The sequence below is a fragment of the Candidatus Palauibacter soopunensis genome, from assembly GCF_947581735.1.
In the GTDB taxonomy this organism is placed as follows: Bacteria; Gemmatimonadota; Gemmatimonadetes; order Palauibacterales; family Palauibacteraceae; genus Palauibacter; species Palauibacter soopunensis.
In genome coordinates this window covers 139,588-158,808 of sequence record NZ_CANPVT010000007.1, presented here as the reverse complement: position 1 = coordinate 158,808, position 19,221 = coordinate 139,588, and the positions used below count along the sequence as shown (strand labels likewise).

The window sequence follows — 19,221 nt, the reverse complement described above, 5'->3', positions numbered from 1 at the left end:
GTGGACGGACTCACACATCTGGACCCGGACGGACGGGTGCGAATGGTCGACGTGGGAGAGAAACCTCTCACGCGGCGCGTGGCCGTGGCCGAAGGCCGGATCCGCATGCGCCGCGCGACGCTCGACGCCATCCGGGCGGGCGAGGTCGAGAAGGGAGAGGCGCTCGCCGTGGCCCGTCTCGCGGCGATCCAGGGGGCCAAGGCGGCGTCCACCCTCATCCCGCTCTGCCATCCGATCCCGCTCGACGCGGTCGATGTCGACCTCGAAGCCGAGGAGACGCCGCCGGCCTACCGGCTCAGCGTGCGCGCCTCCGCCGAGTGGCGCACGGGCGTGGAGATGGAGGCGCTGGCCGGCGTCGCGGCCGGCCTGCTCGCCCTGTACGACATGTGCAAGGCGATCGACCGGGGCATGACGCTGGGGCCGATTCGACTCCTCGAGAAGCGCGGGGGACGGTCGGGCGCCTGGACGGCGGACTCGAAGTGATGCGGACACGGGGGACGCGGTGAACCACCGGGAGGCGCTGCAGAAGAAGATCGAGTCAGGCACGGCCCGGGTGGGCGTGCTCGGGCTCGGCTATGTCGGTCTTCCCGTCGTCACGGCGTTCTCCGGCGCCGGCTTCCGGACGCTGGGGTTCGACATCGATGAGCGTGTCGTGCGGCGGGTGCGGCGCGGCGACTCCCACATCGGCGATGTCCCGGCGCGGGCCGTCGCCGCCGTCGTCGAGAGCGGCCTCCTCGACGCGACAACGGACTTCGGCCGGCTCGGGGAGATGGACGCCGTCATCATTTGCGTCCCCACCCCGCTCGGGAAGACGGGCGATCCCGACGTTTCCCACATACTCGACGCGATCGGGCACATCCGGGACGGCCTTCGGCCCGGTCAGCTCATCATCCTCGAGTCGACCACCTGGCCGGGCACGACCCGGGAACTCCTGCAGCCGGAACTCGAGCAGGGCGGACTCACGGCGGGAAACGAGTTCTTCCTCGCCTTCAGCCCCGAGCGCGTGGACCCCGGCAATCCGACGTACACATTCACGAACACGGCGAAGGTCGTGGGCGGACTGACCGCCTCCTGCCGCGAACTCGCCGCCGGTCTCTACGAACGGGTCATCGACGAAGTCGTGAGCGTTTCGTCGCCCGAAGTCGCGGAGCTCACGAAGCTGCTGGAGAACACCTTCCGTGCCGTGAACATCGGTCTCGTGAACGAGATGGCGGTCATCGCGGATCGTCTGGGGATCGACATCGGCGAGGCCGTCGAAGCCGCGGCGACGAAGCCCTACGGCTTCATGCGTTTCACGCCCGGTCCGGGTCTGGGCGGCCACTGCCTCCCGATCGACCCGCAATACCTTGCCTGGAAGATGCGGACGCTTCAGTACCGGACCCGCTTCATCGAACTCGCCGCCGAGGTCAACGCGGAGATGCCGCGCTACGTCGTGGATCGCGTCGCGCAGGCGCTCAACCGGCATCGACTGCCGCTGAACGGCAGCCGCGTCCTGCTGCTGGGCGTCGCCTACAAGCCGGGAGTCGGCGACGTCCGCGAGAGTCCGGCGCTCGACGTCATCGAACTTCTGCGCCGACAGGGCTCCGAGGTCTCATACCACGATCCGTTCGTGCCGCGGCTGGCGCTGGAGGGCGGAGATCTCGAATCGGAGCCCCTGACGGCGGACTTGCTCGCATCGAGCCACGCCACGGTCGTCATCACGGATCACCCGCAGGTGGACTACGGTCTCGTGCTCGAGAAGGCACGGATCATCGTCGATACGCGCAACGGCCTGGCGGTGCGGCCCGGGGAGCATGCGGAGCCGGGAGGTGCGGTCCTCTATCCGCTCTCCGGTCCGGCACGCGGAGGCTCAGCGCCGGATCTGAAGCCGGTCGCCGGGATGGATCCGGGTCGAGGAGAGGCGATTCCACTCGATGAGCTCGCGCGTCGATACCGAATGTCGGCGGGCGATCAGCCATAGCGAGTCGCCGGGCCGGACCACGATCGTCACGGGGCCGGCGCCATTGCTCGCGGACCCGGCGGACCCTGTTCCAGTCGACCGGCCGGTCGCCGGGATCAGCAACTCCTGGCCGATCTGCAGGCGACGCGGATTCACATTGCCGTTCGCGGCCCGCAGTGCGGCCAACGACACGCCGTATCGCTGCGCGATCACGCCCAGCGTCTGCCCGCGCTGCACCGTGACGACGGTCGTCCCCTCGGCGTTCGTCCGCGCGGTGATCGGGCGGGCACTCGAACTCCGCGCGATCGACGCGCCGGAGGCCCGCGCCGATCGGGGAACTACGAGTTGCTGGCCGATCTGCAGGCGACGCGGGTTCACGTTGCCGTTCGCCGCGCGCAGCGCCGCCACCGACACCCCGTACTGCTCCCCGATCCACCCCAGCGTGTGACCGCGCTGGACCGTGTGGAACGTCCAGGTCACCCGCTCATCCTCCGGCACGGCCGCATACCGGACCGCGAACTGCGCGGCGCCCTCCACCGGAACCCGAACCTCGACCTCGCGGTGCGGTGGCGTCACGTCGCGCGGAAACTCGGGGTTGAGGAGGTTGATCGTCTCCTCGTCGGTCCCGGCGACCTCCGCCAGGACGTCGAAGCTCGTCGCATCGGGCACGCGCACCTTCACGTACTCCGGGATCGTCTCTCGCTCCGGGTCCGGGAACCCATAGCGCGCGGGATCGTGCCCGATCATGGCCGCCGCGATGATCTTCGGCACGTAGTCCCGCGTCTCGCGTCGCAGCAGGCGGCGGTCGGCGAGATCCCAGAAGGTCCCGCCCGGCACCGTGCGGAGCCCGCGGCGGACGCGGTTCGGTCCTCCGTTGTAGGCCGCCGCCGCCAGGTACCAGGAACCGAACTCCTCGTAAAGATCCTTGAGGTGCCGGACCGCGGCGTCGGTCGCTTTCTCCGGATCTCTCCGTTCGTCGATCCAATAGGATATTTCGAGGCCGTACTGGCGCCCCGTGCCCGCGATGAACTGCCACAGGCCCACGGCGCTCGCGCGGCTGTAGGCGTTCGGGTTCATCCCGCTCTCGATGAGCGCAAGGTAGATGAGGTCCTGCGGCAGCCCCGCCTCGCGCAGCTTCCGGCGAATCATGGACTCGTAACGGGTCTTGCGGCCGAGGTAGGTCGCGAAGCGCTCGCCGATGACGGTCTGGAAGAAGTTGACCCACGATTGGACGCGCTCGTTCATCTCGAGCCTCAAAACGCGCGGGTCCTCTCCTTCGTGAACCAGCCCCATCGGGTCGCCGCCGAGCATCTCGCGGATGGCCCGGTCGATCTCCGCCGCGGTCGGCCCGCCGGCCGTTTCGTCCACGGGATCCGGCACGACCGGGTCCTCCGGCATCAGTTCGTCGTCCGGAGCCGGCGCCGACGCGGAAGCGCCACCCGCTTCCGGGGTCGCTCCGGGTGGATCCGCCTCGCCGGCGTCGCGCGCGCCCGGCTCGACGTTCGCGGTCTCCGGGGCCGGGCCGATATCCGGTGTGCGCTGTGTGAACGCGCACCCGTGGAGGACGAACGCCGCGAGTACGAGGCCGGCCCAATGAAGGCGCGCGAAGACGGGCGTTTTCGATGATCGTTTGGTCATCAGGCGGCAAATCCCCTCTCGGCGCCACAACTTTGGTACTGCTACCCCCAGGCCCCTCCACCCCGCCAGGGCGTCGCTCCGGAAGCAGGACCGGACAACACGCGGATATATCGTACCGAATGGGATGTGTGGTGTCGAGAATCGATCCGGCGGCCCCGGCTCGACCTCGTTGCCCTGCTAGACATGGTAGTTGGGGGCTTCGCGCGTGATCACGACATCGTGCGGGTGGGATTCGCGAAGTCCGCCGGAGGTGATGCGGAGGAAGCGGGAATCGCGGCGGAGTTCGTCGATGTCGGCGGCGCCGCAGTACCCCATGCCGCTGCGGAGACCGCCGACGAGCTGGAACACGGTGTCCGCCACCGGTCCCTTGTAGGGCACCCGGCCCTCGATCCCCTCGGGGACCAGTTTCTGGGCGGCCGACCCCTCCTGGAAGTACCGGTCCGCCGAGCCGGCCTGCATGGCCGCCAGCGAGCCCATGCCGCGGATCACCTTGAACCGCCGGCCCTCGAGGAGGAAGGTCTCGCCCGGGCTCTCGTCGGTGCCCGCGAACATGGACCCGAGCATGCACGTCTCCGCCCCCGCCGCGATCGCCTTCACGAGGTCGCCGGAATACTTGATGCCGCCGTCCCCGATGACCGGCACCCGGCCCTCCACGCCCGCCACGCTGTCCTCGATCGCGGTGACCTGAGGCACGCCGACGCCCGTGACGACGCGCGTCGTGCAGATGGATCCCGGTCCCACGCCGACCTTGACCGCATTCACCCCGCGCTCGACGAGCGCCGCCGCCCCGTCGCGGGTCGCGACGTTGCCGGCGATGAGGTCGATGTCGGGGAGCGCCTCCCGCACCCGGGTGACCGCCTCGAGGACGCCTTCCGAGTGTCCGTGCGCGGTGTCGACGACGACGACGTCCACGCCGGCCCCGGCGAGTTCCCGCGCCCGCTCGAGTTCGTTCCGGCTCGCCCCCACAGCCGCCCCTACCCGGAGCCGTCCGTGGCCATCCTTCGTCGCGTTGGGAAACTGCCGCCGCTTGAAAATGTCCTTGACCGTGATGAGCCCGGCGAGCCGCCCGTCCTCTCCCACCACGGGGAGTTTCTCGATCTTGTGACGGCGGAGAATGTCCTCGGCCTGCTCGAGCGACGTCCCGGTGGGCGCCGTGACGAGATTCTCGCTCGTCATCACGTCCCGCACCGGCCGTGAGAGGTCGGTCTCGAACACCAGGTCCCGGTTGGTCAGAATCCCGACGAGCGCGCCGTCATCGCCCACGATCGGGACCCCGCTGATCGAAAACTCGCGCATTCGCCTGCGGGCTTCGCCCAGCGTCGCGTCAGGTCCGAGCGTGACGGGGTTCAGAATCATCCCGCTCTCGGACCGTTTCACCCGGTCGACCTGCTGGGCCTGGGCTTCGATCGACATGTTCTTGTGGATGATGCCGATGCCGCCCTCGCGCGCGAGAGCGATCGCCATGCGGTACTCCGTCACCGTGTCCATGGCGGCGGAGAGCAGCGGAATCTGGAGTCGGATGCGTTGGGTCAGGCGGGTGGAGACGTCGACGTCCGCCGGATGGACGAGCGCATGCCCGGGAGCGAGCAGAACGTCATCAAAGGTGAGCGCTTCGCGGCTGGAGCGCGGCGTGGGAGCTTCCATGCGCCATCGTAGGCGACGGCCCGCGCGACGTCAAACGAGCGCCCGGCGTTCGACCGCCGCGGCGACCGCACGGGTCCTAGGGGTCGACCACGATCTCGCGCGTCTCGGGCGGCGGGCGATCCTCTTTGGGCTCCGGTTCCGGGTTGCCCGCTTCGAGTTCGGCGAGGAATCCCCGCCCGGCTTCGCGGAACGAGTCGATCACGCGGTCGGCCGCGCCGAGCACCTTCATCGTTCCCTTGACCGCGGTCGTCGAGGCCCGCGTCCTCCGCAGCCCCCGATGGACGGATTCGGCGAAGTGCTGGAACGGATCTGCGCCGGCGGCCGGCCGGGACGCGTACTTCGACGCGAGATAGTCGATGAAATCGACGACCTCGTACTGCTTGTCCTCGGGGAGAGCCTGGAGCTTCCTCCAGATCTTCTTCCTCAGGATCTCGTTCATGCCTTCTTCGGCCATGGCGCCTTTCCGACTCCGCGGTCGCCCGAACCCGACCGGCGTTGCCCGGCGTGCCTTCGCCGGTCCCCCTCATACTCCGCCCGGCAGGGGGCAGGTTTCAAGTACGCGGCGCGCGCGGCGGCGCGAGGGGTTCCGCCGTCCGCCGCCCCAAGCATAACATGTTGCGCGTGAAAACCGCCTATGATCTTGCCTGTGAAGAACTCGCGGCGGCCCCCCGGCGATGGCTGGTCACGGGGGGCGCCGGTTTCATCGGATCCCACCTCGTCGAGCGGCTCCTGACGCTGGGACAGGAGGTCGTGGTGCTCGACGACCTCTCGACCGGACACCGCGGCAACCTCGACGAAGCCGTGGCGGCCTCGGGCGCCCCTGTGGGCCGCTGCCGTTTCGTCGAGCGGGACGTCGTCGAGGCCGGCGCCGTCGTCGATGCGTGCCGCGATATCGACATCGTGCTGCACCAGGCCGCGCTGGGTTCGGTGCCCCGATCCGTCAAGGAGCCGCAGGAGACGTATGCCCGCAACGTCGAGGGGTTCATCAACGTGCTGGACGCGGCCCGCGACGCCGACGTCTCCCGTCTCGTATACGCCTCGTCGAGTTCGGTGTACGGGGATTCGCCCCACCTCCCGAAAGTGGAAGCCCGCATCGGAAACCCGGCATCCCCCTATGCGGCCACGAAGCGCGTCAACGAGCTGTACGCGGAGATGTACCGCCGCAGCTACAACCTCGAGGTCGTCGGACTCCGTTATTTCAACGTCTTCGGCAAGAGGCAGGATCCCGACGGCCCGTACGCCGCCGTCATACCGCGCTGGACCCTGCGGATGCTCGCGGGAAAGCCGTGCCGGATCTACGGGGACGGGAAGACGACCCGGGATTACTGCTACATCGACAACGTGGTACAGGCGAACCTGCTCGCCGCCACGACGGGGGCGGAGACGGCGCTCGGCGTCTACAACGTCGCCGCGGGAGATCCCACGACGCTGAACGAACTGTTCGCCCTCATCCGGTCGGGGCTCGCGGAGAAGCGGCCGGACGTGGGAAGCGCGGAACCCCTGTACGAGGGCTTCCGGGCCGGTGACGTACGGCATTCCTATGCGGACATCTCGAAGGCCCGGGAACGGCTGGGATACGAACCACGCCGGACGCTCCTCGAAGGTCTTCGGTCCACGCTCGACTGGTACGCCGCCCTCTGAACGGCGGGAACTGGCCCGTGGGCCCCCGTCCCCCGGGGCTGCCGGGGTCCGACCTTCACGTGTGGAGGATCGACCTCTCCGCCCGTGACGGGTCCGGCGGCCGCGCCCTCCTGAGCCCCGACGAGCGGGCCCGGGCCGAGCGACTCGTCAGCGCGAAGGCGCGCGCGCGGTTCCGCCGCGCCCGCATCGCGCTGCGGCGTCTCCTCTCCGAGTACCTGCAGATCCCGCCCGGCGAGCTGGCGCTGGAGTACGGAGAGCACGGAAAGCCCCGGCTCGTGTCGACGCGGGCGGGCGACGGGGCCGGCGACGCTCCCCTGTTCTTCTTCAACCTCAGCCATTCCGGCGGACTCGCGCTCTGCGCGGTGGGCCAGCTCGGCGAGATCGGCGTCGACATCGAACGCATCCGGCCGCTCAGCTACCCGGGGGCCCTCGCGCGCGACCACCTCTCCCCCGAAGAACGCCGCCTCCGGTCCGACTGGGAGACCTCGGCGGCCAGGCCGGAGTTCTTCCGGATCTGGGCCCGGAAGGAGTCGATCCTCAAGGCCGCCGGACTCGGCCTGTCACGTCCGCTGGGCCGCGTCGACACGATTCGCGGGGAGCTCGACGGGCGCTCCTGGTGGTTGATGGACCTCTTCCCCGGAGAAGGCTTCACGGGCGCCGTGGCATGCTCCCGGAGGCCGAAATCCGTCCGGCAATGGAGTTGGCCCTAGCGGTCCGTCGCACCGTGGCGGGACCCCCGATGGTTCGGCGGCGGGACCCCTGATGGTCCGGCGGCGGCGAGCAAGGTTGACGATGGCCGATCCGCTCCCCATAGTGCCTCGCGACATTGCGGGTCGTGCCCGACCGCCAGCCGCGGAACCGAACGTACGAACCCCCCCTTAGTACGCCCCCAAGTGACCCGGAGGTCGCGCCATGTCCGACGCCGTTTTTGCGGCACCCAGTGAACACCCCTCGCACATTCGATACGACGACTACGGGAGCATCGTCGCCTCGGGCGACCGGGACGCGATCCTGAAGCTCTGCGAGGATCTGAACGTCCGCTTCCTTCGTCTCATCTTCATCGACATCAACGGTTTCGCGAAGAATGTCGAGGTCCCCACGAGCAAGCTCGAAGACGGGTTCGACGCGAAGGTCATGTTCGACGGCTCGTCGATCGCGGGCTACGTGCGCATCGAGGAGAGCGACATGCTCCTCAGGCCGGACCTGGACACGTTCCGGATCTTCCCGTGGGGGAACCCGGACGCCCGGGTGGCCCAGATGTACTGCGACGTCCGGCGCCCGTACAACAAGCCGTTCGGCGGCTGCCCGCGCGCGGCGCTGAAGCGCGTCGTCGCCAGGGCCGAGGCGATGGGCTACACGATGTACTCCGCCGTCGAGGCCGAGTTCTTCCTCTTCAACACGAACGATGACGGCAGCTGCAACTTCGTCACCCACGACAATGGCGGGTACTTCGACCTCACGCCGTCGGACCTCGCCGAGCGCGCGCGGCGTGAGATGGTCACCGGGATGGAGGCGATGGGGCTCGACATCGAGGCCGCGCACCACGAAGTCGCCGAGGGCCAGCACGAGATCGACTTCAAGTACGGCGAGGCGCTGCGGACCGCGGACGACCTCATGACCTTCAAGTTCATCGTCCGCAACATCGCGCATGCGCACGGGCTCCACGCGACGTTCATGCCGAAGCCCATCTTCGGCGCGAACGGCTCGGGCATGCACACGCACCAGTCGCTGTTCAAGGATGGGAAGAACATCTTCCACGACCCGGACGCCGACTACCAGTTGGCGGAGGTCATGCTCCACTACATCGGCGGCCTCAAGAAGCACGCGCGGGCCATCGCGGCGGTCACCAACCCGATCGTGAACAGCTACAAGCGGCTCGTTCCGGGCTACGAGGCGCCGATCTCCATCGCGTGGTCGCAGCGGAACCGCTCGCCGATGATCCGTATCCCGGAGCAGCGCGGCGTCGGAACGCGGCTCGAGTTCCGCATGCCCGACCCGTCCTGCAACGGCTACCTGGCGACGGCCGTCCAGCTCGCCGCCGGCCTCGACGGCATCGAGAACCAGATCGATCCCGGCCCGCCGCTCGACACGAACGTGTGGAAGCTGTCCGATGAGGAGCGGGCGAGGATCGGGCTCGAGGTGCTGCCCGCGAATCTCGGCGAGGCCGTGGAGGAACTCGAGGCGAACGAAGTGATGAAGGACGCGCTCGGCGATCACATCTTCGAGCAGTTCGTGAGCCGCAAGAAGGCCGAGTGGAGCGACTACGTGGCGTCGGTCTCCGAGTGGGAACTCGAGCAGTACGTCAACTACTAGCCCACAACTGCCAGCCCACGCGCGGCCGGCTGAAGCCGATCAGCGGTCCGGGGGTTCCAGGATCCCCGGATCGTTGACGGCGTCGACGGCCACGACGAGCCCGGGGAGTTCCGCCCCGGTGCTCCGCACGTCGGCGATCACGTTCCGGATTCGACTCAACCCCACGGCATTCCGCCGCCGGAAGGATCGCATCGCGTCGTCCGTCGTCGACGCTTCGGCACCGGCGATGATCTGCGCCGCCATGCGCGAGCGCGCGCGTTCGAGTCGCGTGACGAGGATGCGCGCCGCCCTCTGGTCCCACGGATCGTCCGTGGCCAGCGAGTAGACGCGGCTCCGCAGCCACGGAAAGTCGATCTCCTCGGCGAGACCGAAGTACACGGCGCCGACCTCGCGCGTGCCGGCGCCCGTCTCGCGGATGAGGCTGGCGATCGGCAGCAGTTCGTCCACGTAGCGGAAGGTCGCCAGTTGCGCCGCGCCGTCCGGATCGAGTCCGTCCATCTCGTGCAGCGAGCAGGTCGACTCGAACCGCTCCAGCCGCTCCGCGGTGAGCAGTTCCGGCAGGGCCTCGCGGACCGCCCGCACGGGGTCGTGCAGCCACTCGATCGCCTCGCTGACCGGCTCCGCGGGGTCGGTGCGCTGCAGGAGCCATCGCGTCGCGCGCGTCAGCGCGTCGGCCATGGCGAGGTAGCACTCGTTCTGCGCCCCGCTCCGCATCCGGACATCGGCGACGCGCAGCCGCTCGTACAGATCCTCGGCGTCCGCGATCCGTGACGCCACATACCAGGTGCGGGCGACGGTCGCGGCGGCGCGGCCGGTCTCCTCCATGAGCCGGATGTGGCTCGTGGCGCCCATGCGGTCCACGTAGCGGTTCGTCAGCAGCATGCTCGAGATGTTCGGGCGCAGCCGGTGCTCCTCGAGGTCCGCCGTCTCGACCTCCTTCAGCGCCCCGAAGGGGAAGTAATCCTCCACGAGCTCCATCATGGCCGGGTCGCGGGACACGCTGGACTCCGTGAGCGCATGCTTGAGGTGGAGCTTGGAGTAGGCCATTACGGTGGCGAGTTCGGGCCTCGTGAGGTGCGCCCCGGCATTCTCCCGTTCGATGAGTTCCTCGCCCGCCGGCAGGTATTCGAGGGCCGGATCCAGGATCCCCTCCCGCTCGAAGCGCTGGATCACCTCGTGGAATGCGGCGGGCGCGCGCCGCGCCCGGATGTAGTCCAGGCTGATCGCGAGGCTCTGGCTGTACGTGTTGCGGAGGACTTTCCACGCGACCTCATCGGTGCACTCGCGGAGCAGATCGTTTCGCGCCCCGTAGTCGATCCCTCCGCGCGACAGCGGGGCGCCCAGCAGGATCTTGAGGTTGACCTCGTGGTCGGACATGTCGACACCGGCGGAGTTGTCCACGGCGTCGGTGTTGATGCTCCCCCCGCGGAGCGCGTATTCCACCCGCGCGCGCTGCGTGAAGCCGAGATTTCCGCCCTCCCCCACGACCCGCGCCCGAATGTCCGTTGCGTCGACCCGCGTGGGATCGCCGCTCGGGTCGCCGACATCGGCGTGGCGTTCCGAACTCGCCTTCACGTACGTGCCGATGCCGCCGTTCCAGAGGAGGTCGACCGGCGCCGACAGGATCGCGCGGATCAGCTCGTTCCCGTTCATCTCCTCGTCATCGATGGCGAGGCGCTCGCGGATCTGCGGCGAGAGGGGGATCTGCTTCTCCGTTCGGTCGTAGACGCCGCCCCCTTCGCTCAGAAGTTCGGCGTCGTAGTCGGCCCACGATGAGGCGGGGAGCTCGAACAGCCGTTTCCGCTCCTCCCACGACGCCTTCGGATCCGGGTTCGGATCGAGGAAGATGTCGCGGTGATCGAAGGCGGCGACGAGCTGGATCTGCTTGCTGAGCAACATCCCGTTGCCGAACACGTCGCCGCTCATGTCCCCGATGCCGACCGCCGTGAAGGGTTCGTTCTCGTAGTCGATGTCCGCTTCGCGGAAGTGGCGCTTCACGCATTCCCACGCGCCGCGGGCCGTGATCCCCTCTTTCTTGTGGTCGTACCCCTGCGATCCGCCGGAGGCGAAGGCATCATCGAGCCAGAAGCCCGCTTCCGCCGCGAGTTCGTTGGCCGTATCCGAGTTCTTCGCCGTCCCTTTGTCCGCCGCGACGACGAGGTAGGGGTCGGGTCCGTCGTGGATCACCATCCCCCGGGGTTGGGTCACCTCGCCGTCGACAACGTCATCCGAGACTTCCAGCAGCCCGCGAATGAAATCCCGGTAACTGTCCAGCCCTGCCGCGAGCCGTTCGTTGCGACCCTCCGGCAGGCCCTTCACGATGAAGGCACCCTTCGCGCCGCCGGGCACGATGACGGCGTTCTTCACCCTCTGCGTCTTCACGAGTCCGAGCACTTCCACCCGGAAATCCCCGTAGCGGTCGCTCCACCTGATCCCGCCGCGCGCCACGTCGTCCATGCGCAGGTGGGCGGCCTCCGTGCGGGGGCCGCGCAGGTAGACTTCGTGCTTCGGCTTCGGCTCCGGAATGAAGTCGACGGAGCGGCTCGAGATCTTGAGCGCGAGAAGGGGCGACCGGCGCAACTCGCCCCGATAATGGTTCGTGCGCACGGTGGCGTGGACGAGTTCCATCATCCGCCGCAGCGTCCGGTCGTCCTCGATCCCGCGCACCGAAGCCAGCCCGCGCGCGAACTCGCGCTTCAGACGCCGCATCGTGTCGGCCGCCCCCTCCTGTGCCTCCGGATCGAAGCGTGCCTCGAAGGCCCGGAAGATGCAGCGCGCGATGTCGGGGTACGCCGTGAGCGGAAACTGGCCGCCCGTGGGAGCCGCGACGGCGCCGACGCGGAACTCGTAGCCCGCGTAGGCCCGGAGTACCGATACCTCCCGCCAGGTGAGACCGGCGGTCACGATGAGTTCGTTCAGCCGGTCATCTTCCGCGATCCCCGCCCGGATGGCCCGCAGCATGTCGCCGATCCGGTCCTGCGCGGCCGCGATATCGAGGTCGCCGGCGCGCATCGCCTCGGCCTCGAAGGACTGGACGCGCGCCGCAAACGTCTCTTCCGTCGCGTCGGGCGTCTCATCCTTGAGCTGGATCGTGAAGCGGAGCGAGTCGAGCACCCGGAGCCCCAGGTTCTCGAGCGTGGGGATCACGTCGCTCAGGACGTAGTGACCCTTCCGGGCGTACAGCCGCAGCTGGTAGTGCCGCCCGTCCCCTTCTCCCGGGGACCGTTTGAGCAGCACCTGGCTCTCGCCCGTCTCGGCCAGCCGCGCGAGACAGGCCACATCCTCGACCGCGGTGTCGATGTCCATCGCCGCCTGGTAGCCGGTGGAGAAACGCACGACGTGCGTCGCGAGTTCGTGGCCCCGCGTGGGACCGTGGACGGCATCGAGCGCGTCCTCGAGGCGCTCCTCCCAGGTGCGGACGATCGCGCGGACCTTGGTCTGAACGGCGTCGAGGTCGACCGATCCCACCTCGTCCGGGTCGTGGGCCAGGTAGAAGTGGAGGCGCGCCTGGTCGCCCTGGCCGAGCGCGAGGTGATAGTTGAGGAGGGTCCCCCGGTAGGCCTCGATCAGCGCCGCCTGCAGCCGCCTCCGCACCTGCCCGGAGAAATGGGTCTTGGGGAGGATGACGAGGAGCTGGACGCCCCGGCCGAGCTGGTCGGGACGCGCCGTGACCCTCACATCGTCCCCGCCTCCGGCCGCCATCACCGCGTCGATGACGGAGCGGATCTCCTCCACCGAGGCGAGGAACAGTTCCTCCTTCGGCATCGAGTTGAACGTCCCCAGGATGACGTTGTAGTCGTGCGATCCCGGGGGCGCGGCTTCCTGCTGAAGGATCTCGCGCAGCTTGCGGCGCAGGATCGGGATGGAGGAGGCGTCCTGCGAGAACGCCTTCGCCGTGAACAGGCCGAGGAACCGGTGCTCGCCGTACACCGTGCCGTCCGGGCGCAGGCGCTTGATGCCCACATAGTCCATGCGGACGTTGCGCCGAATCGGACTCTGGGCGTTGGTCTTCGAGATGATGAGGAGCGGGCCTCCCAGCACCCGGGCGCGGAGGTAGGCGGGGAGTTCGTCCAGGGGGCGGGGTTCGTAATATTTCGATGTGTCGTCGGCCCGGAGGATCCCGAGCCCGCTCCCTTCGTCGACGCGGATCCAGTCCCGACCGGCGTCATCCGTCTCGATTTGGTAGGCGCGATAGCCGAGGAAGACGAACCCGGGGTCCACGAGCCACCGGAGGAGGTCCTGGATCTCCTCGAATTCGGCGCTGCGCCATGGCGTCTCGGTCCGCTTGGCCTCGAGTTCACTGACGAGCGTCCCCACCTGCTCGATCATGGGAGAGAAGTCCTCGGTGACGGCCCTCACGAGTTCGAGGCGCCGCCGGACCTCGGCTTCCAGCGTCTCCCGGACCTCGGCGTGGTGGGCGTCGTCGAGCACGACGTGGACGACCGACACGCGCGTGCCTTCGGCGGAGTGGTCGCGGATGTCGAGCACGCGGCCGGACGCGTCCCGGTCCACGACGACGACCGGGTGGAGAAGGAGCGGTATGTCGAGCCCCGCCGAGTGGAGATACTCGCGCAGGGTGTCGACGATGAAGGGCCGGTCCTCCATCACTGTCTGGAGCACGCCGCGCGACGGATCGTCCTCGTCCCAGGCGAGTCGGATCGCAATTTCGCCGTCGGCGGCGCCGGCGACGAGGCGGTAGAGGGCGGCGACATCGTCGGCCAGAGCGCGGACCGGACGTCCATCCGCGATGTGAGTGTAGCCGCGGCTGAAGAGACGGCGGGAAAGACCGCGGACGGCGTCGCCGGGCGCGTCCGGGAGTCGCGATTCGATCTCGCGGATCAGGGGGCCGAGGTCCGACTGCTGCGCAGGCTTGTGTTTCATGCCCGTAGATACCCCATTGTGCCGCACAGGGTCAACGGCGAACGTGCCGGCCTCCGGACCGGAACCCTCGACGGCGGGCGCGACGCGCCGTCGGAACGGAAAAAGAGACGACGAAAGGGACGACGGGGATGCATATATCCATCGAATACTGCACCGCTTGAAACTACGAACCGAAAGCCGCCAGTCTGGCGGCTACCCTCAGAGATCGGTTCGCGGATGTCGATATCGAGATGATCCCCTCCGGCGGCGGCCGCTTCGAGGTCGTGGCGGAAGGAAAGCTCATCTATTCGAAGGCCGCCACCGGCCGACACCCGTCCCATGAGGAGATCCTCGACGCGCTGGGTTAGCGGGACGCGCCCGGGCTAGCGGGCCCGACCGTAGCGGTCGTCGAGGCGCACCAGGTCGTCCAGTTCCGGCGTGCTCACCTCGAGGATGACGCTGTCCTCGAGCGCCTCCATGCGGTGCACGTTGTCGGGCGGGATCGAGACGACCTCGCCCGGGAGCCATTCGAAGACCGCGTCGTTGAGCGTAAAGCGCATGCGCCCGGACTGGAGGAGCATCGTCTCGTGCTTCACGAGATGCTTCTGCAGCGAGAGGATGTGCCCCTTTTCGACTTCGAGGACCTTCCCCGCGTAGCGGTCCGTGTGGGCGTACCACACTTCCCGCCCCCAGGGCTTGTCCACGATTCGGGGCTCGCCGCGGCGCGCCGCCTCCGGCTCTTCGGTGCGCATGCGTGCGGCCGTGCGGCCGGACCCTGCCGTATGCCGTTCCATGGTGTGACATGATACACCGGCGGCCACCGCGCTGCCGCGCCCGCGATCAGGCCGGTCGGATGTCCGCAGCGTAGAACCTGTGGGCGGCTTGTGGGTAGTCGATCGGTATATGAACTCAAGAAACTTCGCTTGCTTCTTCCTGTTTGCGCCGGTCGCTGCCGGCTGTGGCGGGTCCGTGGGACCGGACGGGTCCGCGTACCTCGAGACGCTGGATGTGACCGTCGGCCCCACTCTCGCCAAGTGTTACGGGGTAGGCCTGCGGACGTGCATGGTGGTCAACGGCGAGCTGTTCTACGACGGGATCGAGGAGTTCGAATACGAGGCCGGCTACGACTATCGTCTGCGGATCGGCAAGTACGATCCCTGGGACGGGCGGGAACCGCCGCAGGATGCCGGCCGGTATGCGTATCGTCTGCTGGAGCAACTGGAGAAGACCCCGGCGCCATCCACCCCCGCCACCCTGTCGGCAGGTCCGGCGCGGGTCGTGTGCGCGCGGAGCGACGATTTCTGCATGGTGCTGGACGGCGTGCCGTACGACGACATCATCACGAGCTTCGAGTATGAGGCGGGCTACCACTACGTCCTCGAGGCCGACCGGTACGCCGACGGCCGGTATGTGCTGAGCGAAGTCGTCTCGAGAACCCGGGCGGCGGGCACGGAAGAGGAGATCGCCATCGATCGCCACCGGGTCGAGTGCGGCGATGGCTATCCCGGGTACTGCAAGGTCGTGAACGGCGCCCCGTACCGCGGCGAGATCGTGGGCTTCCAGCCCCGGCACGAAGTCGACTACCGCCTGCGCGTCGAGAGATTCGACATGTTCCCCGACGGCATGACCGGGTCACCCGATGTTCCGGCCTACGGCTATCGCTGGCTCGAAACGCTCGAGGCCACCTCGGGCACCTAGCAGCCCCTTCGTCAGCGGCAGCCGCCGCCGCGGCCCCAGCTCATGGTGGGGGGCGGGTCGCGTCTCAGCGCCTCCAGGTACGTGAACGGGTCGGGCGTCTCATCCTCCCCTTCAACGGCGGGGACCGTCTCGCGGCCCAGGCGGAGTTCGGGGCTCAGGCGCAGCGGGTACACGCCCCCGGCGAGCACGTTGTACGTCGCGCCGTCCTTCTGGAGCGTGCCGTCGATGTAGAGGAAGGGTTCGAGGCGGATCGCGGCGCGGCATTCCTGGTATACCTCGGGCCTCACGATCGCGTTGACGGGTCCGAATTCGTCCTCCATGAGGATGAAGATGTAGCCGCTGGCCGTCTGCGGACGCTGGCGGGCCACCACGATCCCGGCCACCCGCACCTCGCTCCCACCCGGGAGATCGGGGAAGCGGGCCGAGGAGACTGTGCGCTCGGGGAGGTGGTCGCCCACGAGCGCGAACGGGTGGTGCTGCGAGGCGGCGAAGGAGAGGAGGCGGTACTCCGCGATCAGCTTCTCCATGTCGTGCGTGCCCGCGAAGCGGAGATCCGCGTAGGGATCGTCCAGCGCGAGTTCGATCTGTCCCTGGTCCGAGCGGTCGGCGCTCCGGCGGCCCCGTACGGGGGGCGGCGCGTCTCCGCCCAGCCCCGCGGCGCTCGTCGCCAGTTCGCGGCGGCGGCGTTCCGCTTCCGTTTCGGCCTCCGGGCCCAGCCAGAACCCCGTCTGCCACAGCAGGTCGCGACGTTCGATCCCCAGCGCATCGAGCCCGCCGACCCAGATCAGGTTTTCGATCGCGGCCCGCTTGAGCGCGGCCGGGGTGCGGCGCAGAAAGTCGGGCAGCGACGCGAACGGCCCACTCCGCTCGCGCTCGGCCACGACGAGTTCGGCCGCTTCCGCTCCCCAGTCGCGGACCATGCCGAGACCGATGCGGACATCGCCCCCCTCGGCGGTGCAGGCGACCCCGCTGACGTTCAGATCCGGGAGCCGGACGCCGACCCCGTGCCGGCGCGCATCGCGGCCGATCGCGTCGAGCGAATAGAACCCCATCGGCTGGTTGTTGAAGAGCCCGACGTAGTACTCGGGCGGGTAGCGATCGCGGAGCCAGGCGGACTGGAAGGCGAGGAGCCCGAACGCCACCGCGTGCGACTTCGGGAATCCGAACTCCGAGAACGCGACAACCTGTTCGAACACTTTCTTCGCGGTGGGACCGTCGACCCCCTTCGCCGCCGCGCCGTCGCGGAACGCCGTCCAATACTTCAGCAGCGCCTCGCGCGAGCGCTTGCGGCTCATGGCGCGCCGCAGCCCCTCGGCCTGGCCGTCGCTGAAGCCCGCGAGCGCCTTGCACACCTGCAGCACCTGGTCCTGGAAGATGATCACGCCCAGGGTCTCGCCGAGCGCCTCCTCGAGCAGGGGATGGTCGTAGGGGACGACGAAGTCCGGGTCTTTGCGCAGCTTCTCGCGCCGCCGGACGTAGGGGTTGACCGCCCCACCGACGATCGGGCCCGGCCGCACGATCGCGACCTGGACCGCGAGGTCCGCCAGGTTCCGGGGCCGCACCCGCCGCAGCATCTGGATCTGCGCGCGGCTCTCGACCTGGAACAGCCCCACCGTGTCTCCCGAACAGATGCGGTCGTAAATCTCCTCATCTTCATAGTCAATGCGGGAGAGATCGGGGATCTCGCCATGGCGCAGATGAATCGTCTCCACCGCCTCCTCGACGAGCGATAGCATCCCGAGCGCGAGGAAGTCGATCTTGATGAAGCGCGCGTCGTCGCAGGAGTCCTTGTCCCACTGGCAGAGGACGCGCCCCTCCCACGCGGCGGGCTCGAGCGGGACGATCTCCACCAGCGGCCGGCTCGAGATGATCATCCCGCCCACATGCTGGGAGATGTGCCGCGGGAGTCCCTTGATCTCCCCGGCCAGTTCGGCGAAGGCCCGCCAGATGCGCGAATTCGCGCGCGCTTCGAGGCCGGGGATGCGATCGAGTTCGGCCATGAACCCGTCCTCTCCGGGTTCGGCGAGTTTGGCCAGCTTCTCCACGTCGCCGGACGGGAGGCTGAGCGCCTTGCCCAGTTCGCGCACGATCGAGCGCGTGCGGTAGGTGGGGAAGGTGCACACGAGCCCGACGTGGTCGTACCCGTAGCGCTCGTAGACGGCGAGGATCAGTTCCTCTCGAATATCGCGCGCAAAGTCGATGTCGATGTCGGGGACGCTCCCCATGGCGTCGTTCAGGAACCGGCCGAGGAAGAGGTTCGTCCGTACCGGGTCGACATGGGAGAGTCCGATCAGATAACAGAGGATGGAGGAGACCGAGGACCCGCGTCCCCGCCCCGGCGGAAGCAGTTGGCGCGGCATCGAGTCGCCCCGCACGCGGTGCGCGACCTCCCGGGCCAGTTCGAGGATGTCGTGATAGACGAGGAAGAACCCGGCCAGGTCGTGCCGGTCGACGAGCGCGAGTTCGGTGGCGAGCCGCTCCTCGGCTTTGCGGCGGTACCTGCTGCCGGGGGGATAGCGGATCTCGAACGCCCTGCGGCAGACCTGCTGGAGCACGCGAATCGCGGGGGCGGAGCCGCTTCCCCTGAAGTCGGGGAAGCTGTAGCCGAGGTCGGCCGTGAGATCGAACGCCCGGCAACGCTCGGCGATCGCGCGCGTGTTGCGGAGCGCGTCGGGCCGCGACGCGAAGCGCCACGCCATCTCCCGGGGCGAGGCGAGGTGGAAGCAGGCGTTGGGACGGCGGAGTTCGTGTGAATCGTCGACCGTCGTCCGGTTCCGGATCGCGACCAGGACATCCTGGAGACGGTGCCGGTCGGCGACGTGGTAGTGGACGTTGCCCGTGGCCACGACCGGAATGCGGAGCCGGTCGGCCAGCGCGCCCAGCGCCCGGCCGCGCGCGAGGTCGCCGTGGGCCGCGTTGTTCTGGAGTTCGACGAAGAGGTTTCCGGGACCGAACGCGTCGCGCAGGCGGCCGGCCAGCCGCTCGGCTTCGTCCGTCCCCCGCTCGAACGCCGCCAGGAGAGGGCTTCGGCGACACCCGCTGAGGAGGATGAGCCCCTCGGGCCGCTCGAGGAGCGCGTCGAGGTCGAGCCGGGGCGCCCCGCGCGGACTCTCCATGTGCGCCTGCGTGATGAGCCGGCACAGGTTCGCGTACCCCGTCGCGTTCTCCGCCAGCACCGTGACGTGGCAGTCGCCCGTTTCCGCCCCCCGTTCCGCCGGCGCGCGGCCTCCGGACGTTCCCGCGGGAACGTCTCCGGCGGCGGCGAACGGCGAGGCGAGGGTGAGTTCCGCGCCGGTGATCGGCTGCAACCCGCGGGCGCGGGCGAACCGCGCGAACTCCATCGAGCCGTACAGCCCGTCGTGGTCGGTGAGCGCGAGCGCGGGATAGCCCAGTTCGAGCGCGCGCGCCGCGAGTTCCTCGGGCCGCGACGCCCCATCGAGAAAGGAGAAGGCCGAGTGCGCGTGCAGTTCGACGTAGTCGACCACCGG

At 68.8% G+C, this 19,221-nt stretch carries 13 protein-coding genes; 7 read left to right on the top strand and 6 right to left on the bottom strand.

All coding sequences use genetic code 11. From position 1 onward, the window contains the following. Both moaC and RN901_RS03925 read left to right on the top strand, forming a co-directional pair. Nucleotides 1-483, top strand: a complete 483-nt coding sequence (gene moaC / locus RN901_RS03930; RefSeq protein ID WP_310756159.1) for a cyclic pyranopterin monophosphate synthase MoaC — start codon at nucleotides 1-3, stop codon at nucleotides 481-483. Nucleotides 484-502: 19 nt separating this feature from the next. Then, on the top strand, nucleotides 503-1,960 hold the full coding sequence (locus RN901_RS03925) for a nucleotide sugar dehydrogenase (RefSeq protein WP_310756157.1): 1,458 nt from the start codon (nucleotides 503-505) through the stop codon (nucleotides 1,958-1,960). Here RN901_RS03925 and RN901_RS03920 read toward each other — a convergent pair. From RN901_RS03920 to RN901_RS03910, 3 genes are all read right to left on the bottom strand, one after another. Beyond that, the gene (locus RN901_RS03920; RefSeq protein ID WP_310756155.1) at nucleotides 1,850-3,577 is read right to left on the bottom strand and encodes a LysM peptidoglycan-binding domain-containing protein; all 1,728 of its coding nucleotides are present in this window, start codon (nucleotides 3,575-3,577) and stop codon (nucleotides 1,850-1,852) included. The two genes, RN901_RS03925 and RN901_RS03920, sit on opposite strands and share 111 nt — an antisense overlap. A 177-nt stretch (nucleotides 3,578-3,754) precedes the next feature. Next, nucleotides 3,755-5,221: an IMP dehydrogenase gene (gene guaB, locus RN901_RS03915; protein WP_310756153.1), complete on the bottom strand. Its 1,467-nt coding sequence runs from the start codon at nucleotides 5,219-5,221 to the stop codon at nucleotides 3,755-3,757. Nucleotides 5,222-5,297: 76 nt separating this feature from the next. Continuing rightward, nucleotides 5,298-5,675, bottom strand: a complete 378-nt coding sequence (locus tag RN901_RS03910; protein ID WP_310756151.1) for a DUF2281 domain-containing protein — start codon at nucleotides 5,673-5,675, stop codon at nucleotides 5,298-5,300. A 158-nt stretch (nucleotides 5,676-5,833) separates the two neighbouring features. Between RN901_RS03910 and RN901_RS03905 the strand changes: the two genes are divergently transcribed. The 3 genes from RN901_RS03905 (at nucleotide 5,834) to glnA (ending at nucleotide 9,175) form a co-directional block, all read left to right on the top strand. Next, a complete protein-coding gene (locus RN901_RS03905; protein WP_310756149.1) occupies nucleotides 5,834-6,862 on the top strand; it encodes an SDR family oxidoreductase in 1,029 nt (342 codons plus the stop codon). A gap of 17 nt (nucleotides 6,863-6,879) precedes the next feature. Next, nucleotides 6,880-7,572 carry a 4'-phosphopantetheinyl transferase superfamily protein gene (locus RN901_RS03900; RefSeq protein ID WP_310756147.1) on the top strand — a complete coding sequence of 231 codons (693 nt, stop codon included), beginning with the start codon at nucleotides 6,880-6,882 and terminating at the stop codon, nucleotides 7,570-7,572. A 202-nt stretch (nucleotides 7,573-7,774) separates the two neighbouring features. Then, the gene (gene glnA / locus RN901_RS03895; protein ID WP_310756144.1) at nucleotides 7,775-9,175 is read left to right on the top strand and encodes a type I glutamate--ammonia ligase; all 1,401 of its coding nucleotides are present in this window, start codon (nucleotides 7,775-7,777) and stop codon (nucleotides 9,173-9,175) included. Nucleotides 9,176-9,214: 39 nt separating this feature from the next. Here glnA and RN901_RS03890 read toward each other — a convergent pair whose 3' ends face one another. Next, nucleotides 9,215-14,056, bottom strand: coding sequence for an NAD-glutamate dehydrogenase domain-containing protein (locus RN901_RS03890; protein ID WP_310756142.1), 4,842 nt, complete (start codon nucleotides 14,054-14,056; stop codon nucleotides 9,215-9,217). A gap of 128 nt (nucleotides 14,057-14,184) precedes the next feature. Here RN901_RS03890 and RN901_RS03885 point away from each other — a divergent pair, with 128 nt between their 5' ends. Next, entirely contained in the window at nucleotides 14,185-14,403 is a 219-nt protein-coding gene (locus RN901_RS03885) for a SelT/SelW/SelH family (seleno)protein (RefSeq protein ID WP_310756140.1), read from the top strand. A gap of 15 nt (nucleotides 14,404-14,418) precedes the next feature. On the opposite strand, the gene RN901_RS03880 is transcribed toward RN901_RS03885, so the two are convergent. Continuing rightward, nucleotides 14,419-14,787: a cupin gene (locus RN901_RS03880; protein ID WP_345782350.1), complete on the bottom strand. Its 369-nt coding sequence runs from the start codon at nucleotides 14,785-14,787 to the stop codon at nucleotides 14,419-14,421. A gap of 151 nt (nucleotides 14,788-14,938) precedes the next feature. On the opposite strand from RN901_RS03880, the gene RN901_RS03875 reads away from it, so the two are divergent. After that, nucleotides 14,939-15,733 (top strand): DUF4377 domain-containing protein, encoded by a 795-nt coding sequence (locus tag RN901_RS03875; protein WP_310756136.1) that lies wholly within the window; start codon nucleotides 14,939-14,941, stop codon nucleotides 15,731-15,733. A gap of 11 nt (nucleotides 15,734-15,744) precedes the next feature. On the opposite strand, the gene dnaE is transcribed toward RN901_RS03875, so the two are convergent. Then, nucleotides 15,745-19,218, bottom strand: coding sequence for a DNA polymerase III subunit alpha (gene dnaE, locus RN901_RS03870; protein WP_310756134.1), 3,474 nt, complete (start codon nucleotides 19,216-19,218; stop codon nucleotides 15,745-15,747). Nucleotides 19,219-19,221: the final 3 nt, after the last annotated feature.

Coding starts and splice junctions, on each gene's coding strand:
- RN901_RS03920 (WP_310756155.1), bottom strand. CDS start 3,577: ATGACCAAACGATCATCGAAAACGCCCGTCTTCGCGCGCCTTCATTGG.
- guaB (WP_310756153.1), bottom strand. CDS start 5,221: ATGGAAGCTCCCACGCCGCGCTCCAGCCGCGAAGCGCTCACCTTTGAT.
- RN901_RS03910 (WP_310756151.1), bottom strand. CDS start 5,675: ATGGCCGAAGAAGGCATGAACGAGATCCTGAGGAAGAAGATCTGGAGG.
- RN901_RS03905 (WP_310756149.1), top strand. CDS start 5,834: ATGTTGCGCGTGAAAACCGCCTATGATCTTGCCTGTGAAGAACTCGCG.
- glnA (WP_310756144.1), top strand. CDS start 7,775: ATGTCCGACGCCGTTTTTGCGGCACCCAGTGAACACCCCTCGCACATT.
- RN901_RS03890 (WP_310756142.1), bottom strand. CDS start 14,056: ATGAAACACAAGCCTGCGCAGCAGTCGGACCTCGGCCCCCTGATCCGC.
- RN901_RS03880 (WP_345782350.1), bottom strand. CDS start 14,787: ATGCGCACCGAAGAGCCGGAGGCGGCGCGCCGCGGCGAGCCCCGAATC.
- RN901_RS03875 (WP_310756136.1), top strand. CDS start 14,939: ATGAACTCAAGAAACTTCGCTTGCTTCTTCCTGTTTGCGCCGGTCGCT.